Genomic DNA, 21,080 nt, shown 5'->3' on the forward strand with positions numbered 1-21,080 from the left:
GATGAGGGAGGGAAAGCCAAAGCAACAGAGCCGCCAAGGGGAAAAGACGGTTCTGCAAATTTGACCGGGTGAAGCCCTCCGCAACACCAACAGTAATCTCAAACTGGCCGGTATCCGGGCTTGATGCGGCGCGAAGCGCAATTCATCACACCTTCCCATGCAGAAAACGCACAGTGGCATACGTGATAACAACATCTGACCGTTGCGGGGGCAGCACAGGATTTTGACTGGGGTCAGCACCTGTTTCCCGTTTAACTCCGTGCGCTTGCACTGAGCACCAGAATGAGGAAGATAAAAGCGTCGCTAGTATAGAGATCCCTGCAGATGAAGTCATCTGGCCTTTGCGCTATCCTGCCTGGCTTTAGCGCAAAAGAGGTTCGCGTTTTGGAGCAACAGAGACTCAGGGATATAAAGCAGCGAAAAGCGTTTCGAGCTCTATTTCGAACGGCTCTCCTTTTGAGCGGCTTGATACAAGCGTGTGGGCTCCATGCAGACGTTGCAGGTTTTAATATGCAGGAGATAGAGAAGCCTGATACGCCGCTTTCTGCATCACACTCTATCCTGTCGCTTGACCTCTGCATGGATTGGATTCTGGCTTATCATTCTCCTGCTGCAGCGGAGTTGGTGTTATCGCCTTTACATCAGCGCTTTCCCTTGCCTTTGCCCACAAAGGATTGGCCTGTACACAGAGGCACTCTGGAAGAGATTTTTCAGCTACAACCCAATCTAATTCTGGTGGGTGAATATAACGCGCCGTTATTGCGTCATCGTTTACTCAAGCTGGGTTTACAGGTTGTGGTGGTTTCTCTTCCGCAAACGCTGCATCAAGTGATGGAGTATGAGCAGGCTCTTCTCCGTTTGATCGGTCAACCCGAGACGCTTGCTCGCCCGGCACCGGCGCGAGTTGAACCGGATTGGGATGCGCCACGTCTGCTGCTGTTGGGTGCCAATGGTATCGGGACGGGGATAGCCACGTTCGAAGATCAAATCTTACGCCAGGCGGGATGGAATAATTATTTAACGACGCCTGGTTATCAGCGTTTAGATTTGGAGGCCTTGGTACTCGATCCTCCGGATGCGGTACTTTGGGCGGCACCTGAACATCCTTCCTTAGCCAACCGATTTGCCCAGCATCCTGCTTTAGCCAAGAGTCTGCCAGCACAGGCTTGGTTATCCACAGACTACTGGCGTTGGCAATGCCCCGGTCCTTGGACCTGGGAGTTGATTGATCAGTTACATCAGGCCCGGGAGGCGTTAGATTGATTCTGCCTTTGTTAGTTTTTTTATGTGGGGTGACGGGCCTCTTATCCCTGTTTGTCGGTTCCAGTGAGGTGGCCGTTTTTACCGGTTTAACCGATTGGCTGTTAGGACGGGATAGCGTTTCAGCCTTAGTCATGGGAGAGATACGTTTACCGAGAACTCTTTTGGCCCTCACAGTAGGAGCCGCTTTAGGCTTAAGCGGGGCAGCATTACAGGGATTGTTGCGCAATCCACTGGCAGATCCCGGCTTAACCGGTGCGAGTCAGGGGGCGGCTTTAGGCGCCGCAGCGGTATTTTATTTTGGCATTTTCCCCCAGGCTGGCGCAGTCGCACCGGCCTTAGCCGGCTTGCTGGGAGCGGGGTTAGCCATGTTGTTGATGTTGCTGCTGGCTGGGAGTGCGCGTCAGAGTATGGTCATCATGGCGGGGTTAGCCATATCCACCCTGACGGGCGCCTTGTTGGCCGCCGTGCTCAATTTTGCCCCTAACCCTTATGCCATGCAGGAGTTGGTGTTCTGGCTGCTCGGTTCGGTTGCAGAGCGTGGGCTTGAGCATTTGCAGCTTTTATTACCGGCACTCCTCTTGGGTGGCCTGTTGATTTTTACACAACGCAAGCTGCTCTACGGTTTGAGCCTTGGTGAGCAGGTGGCCACTAGCCTGGGGTTATCTGTGCAAACAGGTGGTCGTTTGATTATTCTCGGGGCCGCGCTCTTGGTGGGTACCTCGGTTGCCGTAGCAGGGGCCATAGGTTTTGTTGGCTTGATAGTCCCTCATCTCTTGCGCCCTTTTATCGGAAATCGACCGGATCGTTTACTCGCCCCCTCAGCCTTGGCCGGAGCGATTTTGGTCTGCTTGGCCGATATGTTGGTGCGCCTACTTCCACCTGGACAAGAGCTTAAACTCGGTGTTTTGACTTCATTAATAGGGGCACCTTTGTTTATTGCTCTGGTATGGAAGGAGCGCAAGCGATGGCTTTGATTGAGTTAAAAAACGTTGCCTTGGATCGGCGTTTGCAGGCGCTGGATCTGGATCTGCAACCGGGAGAGTTGGTGGGCTTAATTGGCCCTAATGGTGCGGGTAAATCGTCACTGTTAAATCTTTTGGCAGGGGTTGAGCAGGGGAGTGGTGAGATCTTATGGCAAGGCCAAAAACTTTCGTCTTGGAGCCTGGAAACACGCGCGCGTAAGATCGGTTATCTTCCACAAAGGTGTCAGAGTGCTTGGGCGCTGAGTGTACGAGATGTCATCAGCCTAGGGCGCTTGCCCTGGGGGGATGAAAACTTAGAAAAGATCTTGTGCGCCGCACAGCAAACAGGCGTGGAGGATTGGTTAGATCTAGCGGTGGATCAATTGTCCGGCGGTGAGCAGGCACGGGTTTGGCTGGCGCGGGTGCTGGCGGGTGAGCCTCAACTTCTCTTAGCGGATGAGCCTTTGGCCAGTTTGGATCTGTTTTATCAATACCAAATCCTGGCCCTCCTGCGTCGTTACGCACAGGGAGAAAGAGCTGTTTTGGTATCCATGCATGATTTAGCCATCGCTGCGGCATCTTGCGATCGTTTATGTTTGTTGCATCAGGGGCAAATTCAAGCGCTGGGAAGCCCGCAACAGGTGCTGCAAAAAGAGCATCTGCGCGCAGTGTATCAGGTTGAGGTGGAGTTGGATTTAGAGGTACACCCCCCGCGTTTAGCCGTTTTAGGACCGAGTCAATGCCCATAAAAAATTCAAAAGATTGGGATGAACTCTGTTATCCCTTCATCCACGAAACCAGCTCGCTGTGTGATTATGAGTTGTTAACGGATGAGTTGGCGACCTGCTTGGGGATGGCTTTGAGTGCTCTGCCCCAGTCGATGGAGGATCTGGTTGAGGATTTGGCCCGGTTACAGTCCTTGATGTTTCATGCCAATGGCTCGATTCGTGGGCGTCTTGCGCTGACCGAAGCGGATCTCGACTGGCTGAAACAAAGGTTGCTGCATTTCAAGCACGAAGTGGTTGAACGCTCCCGTGGTTTTGTGTTGCCGCGTGGAACTTCACCGGTTGTGCAGCTGCATCAGGCACGCTCTTTATGTAAAAAAGCCATTCGTGCTTTAGTGCGACTCGATGAAGAGGGCAAAACGATCCCTGAGTTGTTGCCACGCTTTCTTAATCTCAGCTGTAATTTCTGTTTTGTACTGACTCAGGTGGTGAATCAGCGTCGAGGCGTTGAAGAGCCTGAGTTTGTCAGTTTGAGTTATGGACCTCACCGTCCGCCGATTTAAGCGCGGCTTCCTTGCTATCGATCTCAAGGTCTGTAGCCGCTGTGGGCGTGGCGGCGGCCATGACCTGGGATTCATCTGCCTCAGCCTTAGGTGTTTCTGCCACGCTGGAGGTTAGACTGTCCGGTGCTAAACCTGCTTTTAAAAGTTTGACACGTTCAACCCCTTTTTTGCGTTGTGCAAAAATGACATCCAGTTTCATTTTTAGCTCGTTTCGCTCATCTTGATCACGTTTTTTCTCGAGTTTTTCTTTGAGTTCACGCTCTTTTTGCTTCAACTCCTTCAGGAGCTTACGAATGGATTTGATCTCTTTGAGTTGAGCTTGAGCATCGGCTTGCAGAAAGCGGCTCAACTTTTCCAGCATTTTGGTCATTTTCATCCTCAACTCCCGCCCTGGGGGCGACTGGTAGGCTTAAAATCAAACAGAGCTAGCGTCCTGGTCAGCAAGGGCTTGCAGCTCTTTCTCATCCAGACTCAAAGAGTCGAGGCGCTGTGTCAAGGATGAATGTTCGAGCAGAGCACGTGTTGCATCCAGCAGATTATGGCTGATGTCATTTACGTAGGCTTCGTCATTCATAATCGAAGTGGCGACCGATGGATTGATGCGCCGAAAGCGGATCATTTCGTCAAGATCATCCATTAATTTGCGACTAGACTTTTGCAAGGAGAGTTTAAGCGCATCTAATGACAAAGCCGTGACATCCGATGCCTCTTCGCGTTGCAACTGGCGCAACTCACGTAACAGTTTTGCCAGTTGCAAACGGATCTGATCATAACGCTCGCGGATGGCAAGATTGGAAGAGAGGCCATAACGTGAAAGGTTGGTATGTAAGTGCTTCATCCCTTTCACCGCCTCGACTATGTCGCGACTGGCTTGACGCAACACATAGAGTTCTTCCGTGGCTGACTGGGTGGATTCACGCGTTTGCGCTTCACCAATAAATGCCACGATTTCGCTGTGCAGACTTTTGATTTTTTCTTCATAGAGATCTTCCACATCGATTGGGAAGATACGGCGAGTATATTTGACCGCATCACTGAGCGATTCCTCTGAATCCAGTGTGCTGCGTTTTAAGCTGAGGCCATGTGCTAGCAGCCCAGCGGCATTATCAAAGAGATGTTGCACTTCTTTACGCACTGCGCTGACGGCAGTCGCGGGTGTTTCCAGAGCCTCAGGATAGAGATACAAAGGTTGTTCAATTCCTTTGGCGCGTTGTTGAATCTGCGCCAATAAAAAGCGTTCGAGCTGTGACACAAAGGGTGTTAGTAGCAGCACTCCTAAGAGATTAAAGACGGTATGGAAGAGCGCCAGTTTTAGCAGATAGTTCTCTGCGGCAATGCCAACCAGGGCCGCTAAATGATCGACCAGCCACGCCAGCTGGCCAATAAACAGAATGGCCACTAGCCCCGTGACCAGATTAAAAATCACATGGGCAATCGCGAGGCGTTTGCCGCCCAGGTTGGCCGCTAGTCCACCCATGGCAGTGGTGATGGCACTGCCTAGATTGGCGCCGATGGCCAGAGCTAACGCGTTTTCATAGGTGACCTGGCCGGTCGACAGGGCGGTAATGATAATCAACAAAGTGGCATGGCTCGATTGCATTACCACGGTGATTAACATACCGAGCAGGGTGAAGAGTAGGACGCCGGCATAACCGGTCATAGCATAGGCGGAGAGATCAAAGCTGCCTTGAAAAGCTTCAAATCCTTCTTTCATGTAATGAATGCCAAAAAACAGCAAGCCAGCGCCCAGGGTGACATAACCCACACCTTTGAGAATCTTGCTTTTTTGCATTAAAAAGACGACACCAAAGACCAAGATCGGCATCGCATAGGCTGCGATATTCACCCGTAACCCGAGCCCGGCAATCAGCCAGGCTCCTGTTGTTGTACCGATATTGGCACCCATAATAATCCCAATACCTGCCGCTAGGGTGATCATCTCAGCGCTGACAAAGGAGATGGTGATCAGAGAGACCAGGGTGCTGGACTGCATCAAGGTGGTGCTAGTGAGTCCAAAGGTTAGACTTTTCCACAGGCGATCTGTGGAGCGTCGCAGGATGCTTTCTAGGGTGCCGCCGGTGAAGGCCTTAAACCCCTCTTCCAAACAAAACATCCCAAAAATAAACAGCGCGATACCCGCCGCAATTTCCATAAAATCTGCACTGATCCAGAGTGCATAAGCGAGGAGCACGAGCAGAGCTGGAAAGATCATTTTTTTATACATGGTTGGTGTATCCAGACAAACTAAAACTCAGCTCAAGCGAGATGCAAGCTTAAGTCACAAGGTGTTATTTTTCAGTGGATTGACTACAAGCCTAGCTCATAAAAGAAGTTTACGTGCCGGAATGCTGATCAAGGGGTCTGGTGTCAGATCCAGATCGGGATTTTTATCCGGGTAGGGCAGTTGGCTGAGAATTGTCTGCATGGCGGCTAAGCGTGCACGTTTTTTGTCATCGGAGAGGATCACGGTCCAGGGTGCGTCTGGAGTATCGGTGTGACGGAACATAGCGTTTTTGGCATCAGTGTAAGCGTCCCATTTATCCAAGGAAGCCATATCGATGGGCGAGAGTTTCCATTGCTTGAGGGGATCGTCACGTCGTGATTCAAAGCGTTTGAACTGCTCGTCACGACCCACCTCAAACCAGAGTTTAAATAAGCGTATACCGCTGCGAACCAGCATGCGTTCGAGTTCCGGGGTGTCGCGCATAAACTGTAAGTATTCAGAAGGCGTGCAAAAGCCCATCACACGCTCAACCCCCGCACGGTTGTACCAGGAGCGATCAAACAGCAGTATCTCACCCGCCGTTGGCAGTTGTTTGATATAGCGTTGAAAGTACCATTGACTACGCTCTACGTCTGAGGGTTTTTCAAGCGCGATAATTCGCGCGTGACGTGGATTGAGATATTCCATAAAGCGCTTGATGGTGCCGCCTTTACCCGCTGCATCTCGGCCTTCGAAGAGAATGACGATCTTTTGACCGGAAGCGCGTGCCCAGCTCTGAACTTTAAGCAGTTCAATCTGTAAAAGTTGCTTGGTACGCTCATACTCTTTGCGTGAAAGCGCGCTGTCATAGGGGTAGGTAGTTTCAAGAATCGGGGCAGTCATGGGTGTGTTATCCGGTTAGCCAAGCAATATTTAGACTCTGACATATTTTTGTCAGATCGCCTAGCGCTGAAGTGCCTCCCAGAGGGCTTGATGCCCAGGTAGTACCAACCCAAGAGCTTGAGCTTGGCGACACACATAGCCAGTAATGGCCTCTATTTCAGTGGTTTGATTTAGGCGTGTATCCATACACATCGAAGAGTAGTTTCCGGCGGTGGCTTGTGCAACTCGGCAGACACAGGTGTAGAGGGGTTCTGAAAATAGAGGGATATCCAGTGCTTGTGCCAGTTTCTCAATTTCGCTACACAGTTGTTGTAGCTGTTGACGTCTGGTGTCGGTGCTTAAGAGCTCGCCATTGCGACATTGCAGTAACGCTGTCATGGGGTTGATGACGGCGTTAATCGCCAATTTTTTCCATAATACCCGGAGGGGTTGATCACTCGGTGTAATAGGAGGAACGACCTTGTCCCAGCTCGCAGGTAGCGCCAGTGAACCGCCCGGCCATCGCGCCAGTTCCGTCTCGCCTAAACTGATGCCATAGACTTCACCTTCGGGGTCACGATAAGCCGCTGCGGTGGTGGTGCCGACCCAAAGGTTAAGATCCGGCCTGCGTTGCGCGATCTCTAATTGTGGTCCGATACCGTTGTGCAAAAACACAACTTCAGCTTCAGGGCTCAGCCAGGTAGCTACAGAGTCAAAGGCAGACAAGGTATCATAGGACTTAGTCACCACCAGTAGATGCGTGATGAGCGGGGTCTGCGTAGGTGCCGTGTGCTCAGGATTAAATCTCGGGAGTTGCAGTGTTTTACCCTCGCCTTGCCAGTGCAACCGGCGTTCAACCTGAGTACTGATATCGGCTGAACGTGTGATGGCACTTACTTGGAGGCCGGCGGTCAGTAAACGATCCGCCCAGAGGGTGCCGAGTGCGCCAAGTCCGAGTAAATGCCAATGCATAAAGTCCCTTAAATAATGATTATGATTTGCCGTTGTCACCGCGCCCCATACGAGCAGTGATCGGCTTCAAGTAGGAGAAGATGGATGCCATCATTTGATATCGTTTCAGAACTGGATGCTCATGAAGTGACCAATGCGGTCGACCAGGCGAATCGTGAGCTGCAGAGTCGCTATGATTTTAAAGGGGTTAAAGCCGAATTTGAACTGCAAGATGAAACCGTTACTCTGGTGGCAGAGGTTGATTTTCAGCTCCAGCAGATGATGGAAATTCTGCGCAGTAAACTGACCTCGCGCAAAATTGATATACGTTGTTTGGAAGTGAAAGATCCGGATCTCAGTGGTGTGAAAGCTAAACAGCAGGTGATTTTACGCCAAGGATTGGATCAGGTGTTGTGCAAAAAAATCACTAAAATCATTAAAGACAGTAAGTTGAAGGTACAGTCCCAGGTCCAGGGCGAGAAGGTACGCGTCACCGGTAAGAAGCGCGATGATCTGCAGGATGTGATGGCACTTCTGCGTGAATCGGATGTGGAACTGCCTTTGCAGTACAACAACTTCCGAGATTGATCGAGCGACACTGAGCGGATGAGTGGGTGCTATTGAACTGAGGATGGAGAGCAGGAATGGAGAGCAGGGATGGCATTTTGGCGTAATAAAAAGCATGCCCCCAAAAAGGGCGTTGAGAGCTTTGTGGAGTGTCCTGCTCAACTACGTGTCGGCACTTGGATCGAATTGGATACAGAAGCCAGGCTGACCGCCTGCTCTGAGGATTTAAAAACCAAGCTGCCGGCGGGCATCGAGAATGCCTCCATCCAGGCCTTGCTGTTGCAGCCTGCGCCCTGGCTACAAGACTTGCCGCTGAGTTTGACTGAAGAGGCGATGGATTGTGTACTGCGCGGACGTGAGTCGCCTATTTATCTGCGCTTGCATCGACATTTCACCGCACAAGGATTTTGTCTGCAGGGCATGGATGTGAGTGATCTCATGTCGAATAAGGTGCAGATGGAAAAACGCCATCAGCTTTTCCAAACTCAGGTGCGGTGGTTGGAGCGCCTTCAAGGCATCCGCTTTGAAGCGCTCCAAGCGTGCCTCACGGAACAACTTTCGGAGATGCGTGGATTACTCAAACTCCAGCATGTATCTTTAGGCTGGCATCCCACTCAATCTTTAGTGAATCAATCGCAAGCCCTAACGCAGCTGGCTCAGCCAATTCGGTTGTCTGTTGGCGACTTGTCTCAGAGTGAGCCCGCGCAGCTCAGTCTATCTTGGATGCAGTCGGTGGGGGAGATTACTCTTGATCTAGAAGCTGTGCAGGCGTTGCCTAATTCGACTGCACTTAAGCTGAGCCTGGAGCCTTGGATCCTCAGTCTCTTTCAAGTCTTGCAACGATTCGCTTGGCAGGAAAAAGCTCAGGCGGCTGAGTCTTTGTTAAGCTTGAAAGAGAGCGAGGGCTGGCGCTTTGCACCTAAGACGCAAAGATTTTATTTTCTTGAGTCTACGTCCAAGCGGTTAGGGTTGCCTGAATCTTTATCTTTAGAGGCGTGGTGCCAGCAATTGGCGGCAGTGGATCAAGAGCCTTTCCGTCTGGCGCTGTCAGACGTGGCCGCTGAAGGTGGGCAGCAGCGTATGGAGATACGCTTAAAACAAGCTGAGACCTGGCATCGTTTCGAAGTCGGTTTTATGCGCAGCCCTGATCATCAGCTTTTAGGTTATGTGCGAGACATCGAAACCTGGGTGATGCAGCGGCAAACGGCGCAGGAAGCGGTACGCCGGTTAGAGTCGCTACTCGACAGTGCACCTGCCATTATCTACACCCAAACCTATGCTGAGGGTGTATTACAACTGAATTATGCCAGTGCGAGCCTAGTTTCGGTATTAGGATGGCATCTGTCCGATTGGCTGGTTGAGGGTGTCTTGCGCTCTATTCACCCAGACGATCGTGCGATCTGGCAAAACCGGAGTCAGCAACTGTATCAACAAGGGTATGTACAACTGCGTTATCGAATGAGTGATGTGCAAGGCCGTTATCATTGGCTTTTAGATGAAGCACGTTTGCATCATGACGAGTTAGGAATGCCCAAAGAAGTCACGGGCATTTGGGTCGATATTACCGATGCCGTGGAAGCAAGCACGCAACTGCAAAAAAGTGAAGAGCGCTATCGTGTGCTAGTGGAGGATGCGCCGGCTTTGATCTGTCGTTATCGACCGGATTTTAGCCTGACCTATGCCAATGCGTTATTGATTGAGAGCTTGGGTTTGCCTGGAAGACAGATCGAGGGCTTTGTGCTGACTCAGGCCTTACCCGATGACTTGGTTCAGGCGTTTGAGCAGCGTTTGCAGCAGTTAACGCCGGAACATCCCGTCCTCACCTCTGAGTTTCGTATTCAGCGCCCTAATGTTCAAGATGCCTGGTGGATCTGGTCTGAGCGAGGTTTGTTTGATGAGCAGGGACAACTAAGAGAGATACAAGCCATCGGGCGTGATAATACTGAACTCTATTTAGCCCGCGAACAGCTTTTTCAAGGTGCTAAAATGGCGTTGCTGGGGGAGATGGCGACCGGCTTGGCGCATGAGATCAATCAGCCCTTAAATGTCATTCGGATGGCGGTGACCAACAGTCTGCGTTACCTCACTAAACATGCGCTGCAGGATGAATATCTGGAAGGAAAGTTGCAGCGCATTAGCGATCAGGCCTTGAGAGCGGCAAAAATCATTGATCATATGCGTGTATTTGGCCGTAAATCTGCCCCTGAACCCGAAGTCTTTTTGCCTGGGCAGGCGGTTGCCGATGCGCTGATGCTGGTACAAGAACTTCTGCCTAATGATGCCATTCAGATCAATACCCAGGCTTTGGGTGAGATGCCCGCTGTCTTAGGCTTTCCCGATCATCTTGAGCAAGTTCTGATTAATCTATTAATCAATGCTCGGGATGCACTTCTAGGTCAGGGCAGTGCGCAGACGGCACCTGCTCAAGAGCCAAAAATTGCATTAAGTAGCCGTTGTGAGGAAGATCATTTGATCATCGAAGTCTTGGATAATGCAGGAGGGGTGCCGGAGCATCTTCTTGAGCGAATTTTTGATCCTTTTATGACCACCAAGCCTCCAGGTCAAGGTACGGGGCTAGGGCTATCTGTCAGTTTCAGTTTGATACAGGCGATGGGAGGGTGCTTATCGGTGAGGAATCGTCTTTGGACGGCACCGGCGGATGCAGAGACATCTCAGCAGGTGGGGGCGTGTTTCAGTGTGTCCTTACGTCTAGCCCCAGAGCCTCAGCATACAGATCTGGAATCCCGCCGCTAAGAATACAAAAGGGGCATAGGCGAGTTTACTTTTTAAGGAGGCCTTGGCCTCCAGTCGTAAATAACCCCAAGGCCAGGTTTGGGGTAAGAAGCGAAATACACAAACCCAGCAAAACATCAAAAATCCTGCCAAGATCAGTGTATAGAGACTGAATACAAGATGGCTGCTGAGAGCGACCACGGCTAGAAGTTTAACGTCTCCGGCGCCTAAGACACCGCGCAGAAAACCGGGCAGGAGTATGCCAAGAATGGCCAGTACACCCCAGAGCATCTGCTGGGTAGAGCCTCCCATCAAGCTTGCACCGGTCAAAACAAAACTGCCTATTGCCAAACTCGCACCTAGCAAAATCAGCAGATTGGGGAGGCGACGACTGCGATAATCCAGCCCAGCACAGAGCCCTAACCAGACCAGTAACAAGCTTGCTAACGCTGGGTTAAATTCAGGCATCAACGTAGGCTCGCTATGGTTGAGCCTCGTAAAATAATGGTGCCAGTGTCTTCATCCAAAGGGAGCAGAGGCAAAGTAAAGCCGGGCAGTTGCAAAATTGGAATAATAGCCCGCGTATTTTCATCGCCCTGTGCTAGATAGGGGCGCTGTAAGCAGATATGCAACAGGAAGTAATTTTGGCCATTGATGGGTGTGATAGGTTGAATGTGCCCATAGGATTGATGGCCCGGTTGCGGCGGCAGTGTTTGCCAGGGTTCTGCCGCATTGGGTGAGGGGCAGTTGCCTTGTCGCCATGTCTCAGGCAGCCAGCTGGTTTCCACGACACGACTGACTTCTTGGCTGATCACACGAATATAGTCTTCCTGAGCGAGCGCCGGGTTCACACGGATCGTTGCGCGTGCGGCATCGGCACTGACTTGCTTAAAGGTGTAGGTCAAAAGCAGAGGCACGCTGTAAGACAGGATGGCATAAAGCACCACAAAAAAAAGCAAAAACAGTCCTGCAAATTCAATCGCCACGCTACCGTTTTGCTGGCAACGGCTGGGCTTTTTCTGAGGAAAAAGAGAGTGTTTCATCGTACTAACCTAGCGGTACCGCATTCTATAGAGTGGACTTCAACCGTGCTGCGACCAATCTCAACGCCGAGTACACCTGCCAGAATGTTATCCAGCAGCGCCCCGACTCCATTCAAGATAGGTTTAAGCAGATTTAAGACAGGACGCAGAATCAGGCACAGAGCCCCTGAGCAACTCACTTCTTGGTTACCGGGAGTGGCGAGCTGGTCTCCATCTGTTGAGTTGGCTAGGGTATAACGATCTTGATGCTGTTTGAGCAGTTGTTGTAAGTTACCCTCAACGCAGCGATTCCAGGCCAATAAAGATGTTAGCAGGCCCGCACAGGAGGTATAACCATTACCAAGAGTTGAAATTCCAAGTAGATCCAATACGCTGTAGGGCACAGATGTATAGGCATGAAAGGCTTGAGAGAAGCTACCTGTATTCCATTGGCTTACAGGGCGAACGGCCAAGAGTCCGGTAGTGGGTATGGCACGTGGGAAATTAAAATCACCATCGATCAGCGGTGGAAGAATTTGCTGCCCAGTCACAGGATCAGTTTGTCCTTGCAGAATAATCTGTGTTGCATCGGCAACATTATAAAAACCGTTTCTTTTAGTGGCCTCTAGGTATTGAGTGGCTAGGTTCTCAATTAGTCGGTTTTGAGCGGCTTGTGAGAAATCCAGTCCGCTGGAAAGCTGGGAATTTGGGCGTCTGAACAGGCCGCTTAATAGATCTAATAAACCTTCCACTAAGCGTTGCGTCGTATTGCCTAGGTCACTCAAAAGGTTCGCGCCAGTTTTGTAACAGCTATTGTTTGAGCCATCCGGTAAGCAAACCTGGTTCAGTTCTGAGTCTGTAAGCTGGTCTCGAGCGACGAGCCCCTGGGGCGGAACCGAAAACTCTAGGTTTTGTAAGGCAGGGATATTGGATCTCCCAGACAGTACTGGCAGGTGGAGAAGTTTAATCAACTCTGTTTCCTGAGTTTGACCCTGGCAGGAGCTCGCGCTTGACCAGCGCAGTGCATCGGGAATCTCCCCGATACAGATGCCTAATAGGTTGGCGTTCACATCGAATTTAGCAGTAGGAGGATTGACATCACAACTGAGTGTTTCGAGAGTCGCTTCTCCGCTGACAAGATCTATCCAGACGGGTAAATGGACACGTGTGCCTAAGAGGTTGGTTAAAAATCGTAAGCTGCCCCCGAGTAAATTATCCGTGTCGATATCGAGGTAAAGTCTAATTTGGGCATCATAGGCCTTAGTGCCGACTGGACCGACACCAATCGAGGGAGGTTCAACGACTCCAAGTTGCACATCCACTAAGCCCAGTAAGTTTAACTCAGGGATCACCAAACCACGTTCTAGCTCTGAAACGCCGACTAAAATAGCCGTGCTGAGTAGTTGACCTAAGCCAATGCCGGCATCGAGAGCAGAGCCTAGGCGAGCATCACTCGCCGAGGTTAGGCTAATTAAGGCACGCTCAGCGTCAACACCAAAAAGTTGCAACTGAATATCTTGAATGATGGGATTGCTGATCAAGGTTGTGCGTAGTGCTGCGACCTGTGCTCTGAGAACGGAATCTGTAATCAGATCGAGTGAAACCTCAAGCAGCTCATCAATACCGAGTAAACCGACTTGGGTGTTAACGAGATCTACTAATCCACTGGGCGACAAGGCTTTTAACTGTTGTATACCGATATCGACCCCTAGGGCAGATAACAGACCCGAGGGCGTAATCTGCGCATTGGCTAAGCCGTCTGCATCAAGAAGCGTCAAGACGTCGACATCTACACCCACAGTGCGCAGTAGAATGCCAAGTAACTTATCGTTTTGTAGTTGAAGCAGTTGAGCGCCTATTGAAAAAACGGCGACAGGTTCGTCTCTTGCCGCCGTGGCTTCAGCTTGCAATTGTGTGGTGGCAGGAAAGTCTAATCCCAAGGCGGCACCTGAGCGTAGGATCAAACTGGAAGGCACCTCTTGCAATACCTGGGCACGCACGGCAGGGCCATTCGGGTTTTGTATGAGTTGGATGATTTCGCCACTGGTGTCTAGCGCTACACATTCGATGATAGCGCTTTCCTCTTCTGAGTGCAGAAACTGCTGACGGCGTAAGTTTTCTTCAGCAAAGCGGCGTGCTGAAGCGGGGTCTGTTCCACAAGCACCCGATGCCAGTCTTGAAATGGATTCTAACGCAGCGGTGTCAGCCAGCTTTTGTAACTTACGTTGTTCGGCATACAAACGTGAGGTGTCAACAACCAAGACTAGTGTTAAAAGCGCCATTAAAAGGGTTCCAGCAGCCATTATGCTGAAAGCACCTGTTTGCTGTTTAAAGGGTAAATGGTTCATGGTTGCAACCCTTCAGAAGGTAGAGAGCTGGTGGCTTGCCAGAGCTGAATGCTGGCTTCACCACGAATTTCTTCAGGTAGATTCACTAAATTAAATCCCGGAAGCGTCAGGCGCGGGAATAAAGTGTCAGGATTAGGATGCCGTATGCAGCTGGTTAAGGTGCCCGCGTCGGCATCAATACGGAAAAAACCAATAAAATCAGTGCAGGGGATGAGCCAGTTAGTAGGTAAGCGGCTACTATCCAGGATTAAAGCGGCTGCGGTATTGGCAGGGATTAGATTACCATCGCTACTCAAGCCTATAGTGATGGCTTCGCGTAATATTTCCGAGGCAATTTGTTGATAGGTGGCACTTAATAAGAAAGGGAAAGAAAAGATAATCAGTATGTAAAAAATGACAAAGAAAATCAAAAAGATAAAGACAAACTCTATAGCGGCTGCGCCACTTTGATGTCTAGAAAAAAAGTGCAGTTTGCCAAGGGGAGGGTAGTGGCACATATTTCTTTGCGCTGTCCTTAAATTGATTTGCAATCCATTGTTTAGAACTATTTCCAGCATTTCATGGATACAAGTCTACTGAAAACCTTGGGCAACGACTAGTTAAAAATAGCGATCTCGATTCAATATCTCTGGTGCGGCGGAATAACTAATCCTATAATGTTATGTGTTTAGTTTTTTATAATTATCGCATTGGTATAACTCTATAGGATGTTATTGATGAACAAGGCTGCTGGGTTCAAAGTACTGATCGTTGACAATGAACCCCTTATTCTCGAAGAGCTTCTGGAGTTACTCGTTCAGGAAGGCTATGAGTGCGTCCTGAGTGCTTCTGCAGACGAAGCGCTTGCATGTTTCCAACAGGATCCCAGTATCGCTCTTGTACTTACAGATTTAAAAATGCCTGGCAAGGATGGTATAGAGCTCATTCATGCTCTGCGTCAGGTCGCAAAAGAGAGTAACCGACCACTTGAATCCATCTTGTTTACTGGTCAGGCAGAGAAAGATGATGTGGTGATGGCGTTAAAAGCGGGAATCGCTGATTACTACCAGAAACCGATTGATCCAGTCAGTCTTCTGCAGGGTGTCGAGCGTTTACGTGAGCGGCTGTTGGATACTTATGAGCGTTTACGTTTAGAAAGGCTTGATGATCGTTTGATGCATCTGAGCCGTTCCCTGCAAGATATTTATCAAGAAATCAATCCGTCGGAAATACCTGCTTCGAGTGCACAGGGAGTGGGTATTGACAAAGATAACGCGACTGGCTCACTTCCTGAGCATTTTGAGCAATTATCCCCTAGACAGCTTGAGGTCGCTAAGCTTATTAGCCAAGGATTGACAAATTATCAAATCTCTTGCGAGATGGGTATTTCAGAAAATACAGTTAAACTTTATGTTTCTCAAATTTTAAGAATTACCCAATTGAGTAACCGTACTAAGCTGGCCTTGATTTTATCTCAGAATCAACTGGCATAAAGTGCGAGAGTAGCTTCAGTCAGTTTTGACTGAAGCTACCGCCTTGTTTCTGATCGAAGTTGTCTGGGATAGGATATTGGTAAGAGTCTAGCCAGCGCTGAAAACTACGCTCCCGTTCTTTTAAACTCGGTTGTTGGATATAAGGTGACGCTTGTTGACCTTCGCGTTGCATTCTTAGCCAAACTTCACTTTGCGTTAAGGGTTTATTCTTGAGTAAACCATGCTCGGATGGTGTTTGAGCTGAGGTATTTGAGGCAATCCCTAAGGAAAGGGCCACAAGAATAGCAACAGGTAAAAAAGCCACTTTATTCATATTCTATCTCCTAAGATCCATGGAATTAAACGATGCTATTATTTATTGGCCGACAATGGGTACGACAGGGCGGCTAGCACTTGGAGCAACGCGCTGAATTCCAGGTACAGATGTCGTTTGCGAGCTTGGCGTTGTTGCGTTGCTAGTACTGGGTTGTATCATGGCTGGAGCTGGAGCTGGAGCTGGAGCTGGAGCTGTTACCTTTTGTGGTTGATCTTCTAGTTGCATACGCTGTGCCCGCTCAGCTGCTTCACGTAAATCGCTCTGATCGAGGTTATAACGCGTCATGAGTCTTGCTGCTTGCTCCCGGTTGCCTTGGTAAAGCAAGGAAGTTAAAAGATTGACTGCTGGGCGTTTATCTGCTTCATTTAACTCCATGGCAGTTAGAAACTCAAACTGAGCTTCTTTAAGTTGGCGCATGTTTAAATGTGCGACACCTAGGTCATTACGCATAGCATCATTCGTCGGCTCTAGAGCTACCGCGATACGCAAATGCTTTAAGCCTTCTGGATAACGTTGGGCGCTGACGTGCATCTGGCCTAAACCATGATGTGCTTGAGCTTGAACGCAGCTGTTCGTTAGACTGGCAAACATGGCTTCAGCCTCATAACGCCCGAGTAGGCGTAAGATTTGGGCTTTGCGTAATCTCGCTTCAGGTGATGTTTCTGGCATACGTTCAAGATTTGCTAAGGCAGCATGTAGTCGACCTGCTTCCACCATGTCTCGAGACATACTCATTACCAGCGTTTCTTCATTACTGAGTGGATTGCAGCTAGGTGGCGGTGTAACTCGAACCTTGCCTTGTTCGTCCACCATGGGTCGTGTGTTTTGAGCAGTACAGCCTGACAGAATGCCCGCCAGTATGATTAAGGGAATCCATGGTTTCATTTCATTTCTCCTAAAGCGCGAATAATGGCGATAAAGCCTGGCCCGGCTAAGACGATTAATAAAGCAGGAAAGAGGAAGCCAACCATCACAGCGGACATTTTGGCGGATAGCTTGGAAACTTGTTCTTGTAAGGCGGTCATGCGCTTATCATCTAATAACTCTTTGAGGGCTAGCAGAGAGTGCATCGCTCCACCCCCTTGGCGAATAAGTTGTGAGAGTATGCCAAAGGTATCAGTCAAATCTTCAACCTCAAGCACTGCTGCAGCATGATAAAGCTCCTCTGCTAAATCTAAACCAGCATCCACACGCTGAAGCAAAAGATTTAGCTCAGAGGCAATCTCGGGCATGATTTCCTGGCCCTCATCCGCTAAAACGCGTAAAGCCTGCTCAACTGTCATGCCCACTTCGAACAGAATTCTAAGCAACGAAATCATGATGGAGACTTCTATGCGAATTCGCTTTAATCGACTTTCTACCAATATTTTTAATATGCGCTTAGGAAAGAGATAGGCGATCCCTGCGGCAAATAAAATCCATATCCAGATGGAGAGGTTGCTATCACTTAAGCTGTAGTAAAGCGCGGCTAAAAGCGCGGCTAAAATAGGTGTAGCGAGCTGAATGACCACAAAAAGGCTGCGTTGATAGGGCCTGCGCCATCCAAAGCGAGCGAGCATTTGTTGTGTTTCGGCATCGAGAAGAAGACCGGACTTTTTGGTAAAGCGTACCTGCTTAAGAGAGCGCAAGCCTCTTTCGTCGAGCTCTTGAGAAATACCAAGGTGATTTAGAACTTGTCGTTCAATGCGTAATTCTCGCCAAGATGCTCTCAACATATAGGTAGCGATGAGAGCAAGTAAAAGCGCAGATAGAAGCCAGATCTGCATCATTAAATGCTCCTGAGTAGTCGCCAGAGTATGGCGATGCCCGTGATTTGTAATAGAAGTGCTATGAGCAGTAAGGTTTGTCCGCTGGGATCATTCCACAGTCCGAGAATAAAATCAGGGTTAGAGATAAAGATATAAGCGGCAATAAGAAGTGGCATGCCACCGAGAACATAAGCGCTAATGCGGGTTTCACCTGTCATGGCTCGGAGTTGTCGGCTGGCTTTTTCATGATCGCGAATTAGGATGATTAGGTTGCTCAGAATCTCTGTTGCATTGCCACCGTAGCGTTGATTGATACGAACACCGAGTGCAAAAATTTGAAATTCACGTTTGGGGTAGAGTTTAGCGAAATCATCAAAAGCATCTTCGATTGAGCTACCGCGTTCGATCATACGACGGCTGCGACCTAAGGCTGACTTGAGCGGCTCAGCGGCTTGTTCACTGGCTAGAAGAATTCCGTCACCTAGGGTTCTACCTGATTTTAAGCTACGAATGATATGGTCTAAAAAAGAGGGAAGTTGTGTGACCATGCGTTTAACGCGCTTTTGATATCGCCAACTAATCAATAGACGCCCAATAACGAGCAAAGCAATGAGTAGAAGAAAACCAAACATGACATCGCTGAGCGCTATGACAAGAAGAATCAGCGGGGTAAGAGTCAGCATCAGGAAAAAGAGAGTTTTCGAGCTGAGCTGAATACCGCCTCTCAGTAAAAGTAAGGATAGGTAGCTACGACTGGGCGTTCTTTGACGTGCTTCTTGAAAACGCTCAAGACGACCTGCTAGGCGTTCTGACGCCGATAAAAGGATGCCCTTGCGTACCAGTATAAGTGATACCACTAAAAGAACGAGGCTGATTAAGATGAGAGTTGAGGCGATCATAGGCTGCGTTGTAGCTTTTCACTGGCGGGTCGTGTCGCTTCACGAGTGAATTGACCTGTCCCACGACGATCCATCGAAAAAAGTGTGTTCGTTACATAGATATCTTCACGTAAAGAGACAACTTCCAATATTTCTGTGACACAGCGTCGGCCATCGGGCATGCGTGTTAATTGAATGACAATATCAATTGCAGCACAGATGATTTGCCGCAAGGTTGATTCAGCAACGCGTATTCCAGAAAGACCTACAAGTGATTCGAGTCTTAAGAGAGCATCTTGAGCATTATTGGCGTGCAAGGTGGACATGGATCCATCATGGCCTGTATTCATCGCAGTTAACACATCAAGTACCTCAGCACCACGAATCTCCCCCAATATAATGCGATCTGGGCGCATGCGTAATGCATTGCGAACCAAGTCACGAGCTGTCACTTCGCCGTGACCATCGGCATTAGGTGGGCGTGTTTCTAAACGTACGACATGGTCATGTTTGAGTTGTAGTTCAGCGGTATCTTCAATTGTGACGATGCGTTCACGATGATCTATCTCTTGGCTCAGTACATTGAGCATGGTTGTCTTACCGGTTCCCGTACCACCGCTAATCAGAATGTTGCAGCGTTGTTTAACGGCAAGTTCAAGAAACTCAAGTATATGCCGATCAACCGAGCCAGAAGCTAAAAGATCTGCACTTTTTAGCATATCGCTGCGGAATTTACGTACAGATAAGCAGGGACCATCTAAAGCGATGGGCGGAATGACCGCGTTAATCCGGCTGCCATCAGGCATACGTGCATCGACCATGGGCGAGGATTCATCCAGTCGTCTACCCATAGGTAAAAGAATGCGCTGAATCACTCTTAATAGATGAGCGTTATCAGCAAAGCGCATATCGCTTTTTTGTAAAACACCGCGACGTTCTATAAACACCCTATGAGGGCCGTTGACCAAAATTTCAGTGACGCTGGCATCGGAAAGAAGTATTTCAAGAGGACCGAATCCAGTGAGTTCATCGAGCAGCTCCTCTGAGAGTCGGTCGATCTCGTAACGCGACAAGGCTAGCTGGCGCACGCGGATGTAATCTTCAACACGATCATGAATAAACCGGCTGAGCAAAGGACGGCCGGCTTCGAGCAGGTTGGTTTCCTCCTCCTCTAAACGATCTATCAAATAACGATGTAATACGCTCTTTAGGGAGTGATGGTCATGGCTGCGACGAGTACTGCTATGGCCAAAAATGCTTTCTTGGCTCATCCAATCCACTCCTTGAGTTTACCGATTAAGGTGGAGGATGATTGAGTAATACCTTTTTGATTTGTAAGTATATGAGCGAGCTTAATGACGCTGCGTGATAAGGAATCTCCACGCATCAGATCAAACATCGATTGTCCTGCATTTTTGCAGCGTAAGCGCGATACGGATTGATCAGGAATAACAGCGGCTAACGGAAGCCCAAAAGACTCAGCTAGAGTTTTTTTGTCCGGAGCAACGCTTGAAATATAACGATCGATCACTAAACCGGTTTTCTCTGGTACAAGACTGCGCTCGCGCCAGATTTCTAGCTGTGCTAGGTTGCGTCGACAGGTGGAGACACTTTGATCGGCATACCAAAGTAGTTGGTCAGAACGAGCAATCATGGCCATTAATGCTTCTGAATCTGGCTGTCCGCAAACATTAATCACGATATGTTTAAAATGTTGGCGTAGCACTCCAAGCAGTAGATAAACCTCTGCAGAGCTACAGCGTTGTAGTGCTTGGCTATCATGCATTAAGCCTAAAACGTATAGCTTTTCCTTGTGTTGGGAGACGGCGCTTTGAATTAAGCTGATATCCATGCGTCGTAGGTTGCGAAGAGCGTCTTCAAAGTTGAAGGTGGGCTGTAGGCCAAGATAGTCATAAGCACAACCCATTGGGAGAGCTAAGTCTAGAAGTAAGGCGTCTCCTGGATTTTGGCATAGATAAACAGCTAAATGAGTAGCCAGTAAAGAGCTGTCAGCGGAAGCATCGGAGCCATAGAGTGTATAGACAGAACCTAGTTCACGCTTGTGCAGGGAAATAGCAGGTAGTTTAGAAATTAAGCGTCTTACCAGCGCTAAAACCTCACTGCTGCGCAGCCCATAGGTAATAAAGTCACGCGCACCGGCGCGCATCGATGAGATGACCAGTTGATTATCTAGTCCATCTCCAACGGCGATAATTGAAAGCATAGGCCTCACTTCGAGCAGGCTCTCAATTAACCCGCAGCGTGAGACGATGTTTTCAGGGTCTAAACCGATAAAGACAACATGCGCTTCTGTGACATCGACTAGAGCGGTCATCTCATCAATATGATCTGAGCACTTAACCAGTTGCCCGAGGGAAGCTAAGGCATTTTGTAACCATTCAACATCACTGTCGTTACTGGTGCAGGCGATAAATGTGTGTTCCATT

At 49.3% G+C, this 21,080-nt stretch carries 21 protein-coding genes and 1 riboswitch; of the genes, 7 read left to right on the forward strand and 14 right to left on the reverse strand.

The genetic code is table 11. From position 1 onward, the window contains the following. Positions 1-88 precede the first annotated feature (88 nt). Positions 89-297: riboswitch (cobalamin riboswitch) on the reverse strand. A gap of 213 nt (positions 298-510) precedes the next feature. Genes E1H14_RS09860 through E1H14_RS09875 form a run of 4 tightly spaced genes read left to right on the forward strand, consistent with a single transcriptional unit; the run spans position 511 to position 3,513 of the window. After that, a complete protein-coding gene (locus tag E1H14_RS09860; protein ID WP_149391308.1) occupies positions 511-1,263 on the forward strand; it encodes a substrate-binding domain-containing protein in 753 nt (250 codons plus the stop codon). Next, entirely contained in the window at positions 1,260-2,237 is a 978-nt protein-coding gene (locus tag E1H14_RS09865) for a FecCD family ABC transporter permease (protein ID WP_235017436.1), read from the forward strand. Before E1H14_RS09860 ends, E1H14_RS09865 begins: the two co-directional genes overlap by 4 nt. Beyond that, positions 2,228-2,974 (forward strand): ABC transporter ATP-binding protein, encoded by a 747-nt coding sequence (locus tag E1H14_RS09870; RefSeq protein WP_149391309.1) that lies wholly within the window; start codon positions 2,228-2,230, stop codon positions 2,972-2,974. Before E1H14_RS09865 ends, E1H14_RS09870 begins: the two co-directional genes overlap by 10 nt. Next, positions 2,965-3,513, forward strand: coding sequence for an ATP:cob(I)alamin adenosyltransferase (locus E1H14_RS09875; protein ID WP_149391310.1), 549 nt, complete (start codon positions 2,965-2,967; stop codon positions 3,511-3,513). Before E1H14_RS09870 ends, E1H14_RS09875 begins: the two co-directional genes overlap by 10 nt. Here the strand turns inward: E1H14_RS09875 and E1H14_RS13185 are convergent. The 4 genes from E1H14_RS13185 to E1H14_RS09895 all read right to left on the reverse strand — a co-directional run bounded on the left by E1H14_RS13185 (position 3,476) and on the right by E1H14_RS09895 (position 7,570). Next, positions 3,476-3,889: a hypothetical protein gene (locus tag E1H14_RS13185; RefSeq protein ID WP_200834087.1), complete on the reverse strand. Its 414-nt coding sequence runs from the start codon at positions 3,887-3,889 to the stop codon at positions 3,476-3,478. The genes E1H14_RS09875 and E1H14_RS13185 overlap by 38 nt on opposite strands. Positions 3,890-3,928: 39 nt before the next feature. Then, positions 3,929-5,737 carry a Na/Pi cotransporter family protein gene (locus tag E1H14_RS09885; RefSeq protein ID WP_149391311.1) on the reverse strand — a complete coding sequence of 603 codons (1,809 nt, stop codon included), beginning with the start codon at positions 5,735-5,737 and terminating at the stop codon, positions 3,929-3,931. 96 nt (positions 5,738-5,833) lie between these two features. After that, a complete protein-coding gene (gene ppk2 / locus E1H14_RS09890; RefSeq protein ID WP_149391312.1) occupies positions 5,834-6,619 on the reverse strand; it encodes a polyphosphate kinase 2 in 786 nt (261 codons plus the stop codon). Between the two features lie 60 nt (positions 6,620-6,679). Beyond that, a complete protein-coding gene (locus tag E1H14_RS09895) occupies positions 6,680-7,570 on the reverse strand; it encodes a ketopantoate reductase family protein (RefSeq protein ID WP_149391313.1) in 891 nt (296 codons plus the stop codon). 84 nt (positions 7,571-7,654) lie between these two features. On the opposite strand from E1H14_RS09895, the gene E1H14_RS09900 reads away from it, so the two are divergent. Together E1H14_RS09900 and E1H14_RS09905 are read left to right on the forward strand one after the other, a co-directional pair. Further along, positions 7,655-8,137 carry a YajQ family cyclic di-GMP-binding protein gene (locus E1H14_RS09900; protein ID WP_149391314.1) on the forward strand — a complete coding sequence of 161 codons (483 nt, stop codon included), beginning with the start codon at positions 7,655-7,657 and terminating at the stop codon, positions 8,135-8,137. 69 nt (positions 8,138-8,206) lie between these two features. Beyond that, on the forward strand, positions 8,207-10,870 hold the full coding sequence (locus tag E1H14_RS09905) for a PAS domain-containing sensor histidine kinase (RefSeq protein WP_149391315.1): 2,664 nt from the start codon (positions 8,207-8,209) through the stop codon (positions 10,868-10,870). On the opposite strand, the gene E1H14_RS09910 is transcribed toward E1H14_RS09905, so the two are convergent. Genes E1H14_RS09910 through E1H14_RS09925 form a run of 4 tightly spaced genes read right to left on the reverse strand, consistent with a single transcriptional unit; the run spans position 10,826 to position 14,776 of the window. After that, a complete protein-coding gene (locus tag E1H14_RS09910) occupies positions 10,826-11,317 on the reverse strand; it encodes a prepilin peptidase (RefSeq protein WP_149391316.1) in 492 nt (163 codons plus the stop codon). The genes E1H14_RS09905 and E1H14_RS09910 overlap by 45 nt on opposite strands. Continuing rightward, positions 11,317-11,892, reverse strand: coding sequence for a TadE/TadG family type IV pilus assembly protein (locus E1H14_RS09915; protein WP_149391317.1), 576 nt, complete (start codon positions 11,890-11,892; stop codon positions 11,317-11,319). The genes E1H14_RS09910 and E1H14_RS09915 overlap by 1 nt, the downstream gene beginning before the upstream one ends. After that, complete coding sequence (locus tag E1H14_RS09920; protein WP_149391318.1) at positions 11,889-14,219, reverse strand: pilus assembly protein TadG-related protein; 2,331 nt, start codon at positions 14,217-14,219, stop codon at positions 11,889-11,891. Before E1H14_RS09920 ends, E1H14_RS09915 begins: the two co-directional genes overlap by 4 nt. Beyond that, on the reverse strand, positions 14,216-14,776 hold the full coding sequence (locus E1H14_RS09925; protein WP_149391319.1) for a pilus assembly protein: 561 nt from the start codon (positions 14,774-14,776) through the stop codon (positions 14,216-14,218). The genes E1H14_RS09920 and E1H14_RS09925 overlap by 4 nt, the downstream gene beginning before the upstream one ends. Before the next feature lie 159 nt (positions 14,777-14,935). Between E1H14_RS09925 and E1H14_RS09930 the strand changes: the two genes are divergently transcribed. Continuing rightward, positions 14,936-15,691, forward strand: a complete 756-nt coding sequence (locus tag E1H14_RS09930) for a response regulator transcription factor (protein ID WP_149391320.1) — start codon at positions 14,936-14,938, stop codon at positions 15,689-15,691. A gap of 19 nt (positions 15,692-15,710) precedes the next feature. On the opposite strand, the gene E1H14_RS09935 is transcribed toward E1H14_RS09930, so the two are convergent. The 6 genes from E1H14_RS09935 to E1H14_RS09960 are packed head-to-tail and all read right to left on the reverse strand — an operon-like array spanning position 15,711 to position 21,079. Continuing rightward, the gene (locus E1H14_RS09935) at positions 15,711-16,004 is read right to left on the reverse strand and encodes a DUF3613 domain-containing protein (RefSeq protein ID WP_149391321.1); all 294 of its coding nucleotides are present in this window, start codon (positions 16,002-16,004) and stop codon (positions 15,711-15,713) included. Between the two features lie 42 nt (positions 16,005-16,046). Further along, positions 16,047-16,892 carry a tetratricopeptide repeat protein gene (locus E1H14_RS09940; RefSeq protein ID WP_149391322.1) on the reverse strand — a complete coding sequence of 282 codons (846 nt, stop codon included), beginning with the start codon at positions 16,890-16,892 and terminating at the stop codon, positions 16,047-16,049. Further along, on the reverse strand, positions 16,889-17,776 hold the full coding sequence (locus E1H14_RS09945; RefSeq protein ID WP_200834088.1) for a type II secretion system F family protein: 888 nt from the start codon (positions 17,774-17,776) through the stop codon (positions 16,889-16,891). Before E1H14_RS09945 ends, E1H14_RS09940 begins: the two co-directional genes overlap by 4 nt. Continuing rightward, positions 17,776-18,654, reverse strand: a complete 879-nt coding sequence (locus tag E1H14_RS09950; RefSeq protein WP_149391323.1) for a type II secretion system F family protein — start codon at positions 18,652-18,654, stop codon at positions 17,776-17,778. Before E1H14_RS09950 ends, E1H14_RS09945 begins: the two co-directional genes overlap by 1 nt. After that, positions 18,651-19,904: a CpaF family protein gene (locus tag E1H14_RS09955; protein ID WP_149391324.1), complete on the reverse strand. Its 1,254-nt coding sequence runs from the start codon at positions 19,902-19,904 to the stop codon at positions 18,651-18,653. Before E1H14_RS09955 ends, E1H14_RS09950 begins: the two co-directional genes overlap by 4 nt. Further along, positions 19,901-21,079 (reverse strand): AAA family ATPase, encoded by a 1,179-nt coding sequence (locus tag E1H14_RS09960; RefSeq protein ID WP_149391325.1) that lies wholly within the window; start codon positions 21,077-21,079, stop codon positions 19,901-19,903. Before E1H14_RS09960 ends, E1H14_RS09955 begins: the two co-directional genes overlap by 4 nt. Position 21,080: the final 1 nt, after the last annotated feature.

Source organism: Nitrincola tapanii, from assembly GCF_008368715.1.
Lineage (GTDB): Bacteria > Pseudomonadota > Gammaproteobacteria > Pseudomonadales > Balneatricaceae > Nitrincola > Nitrincola tapanii.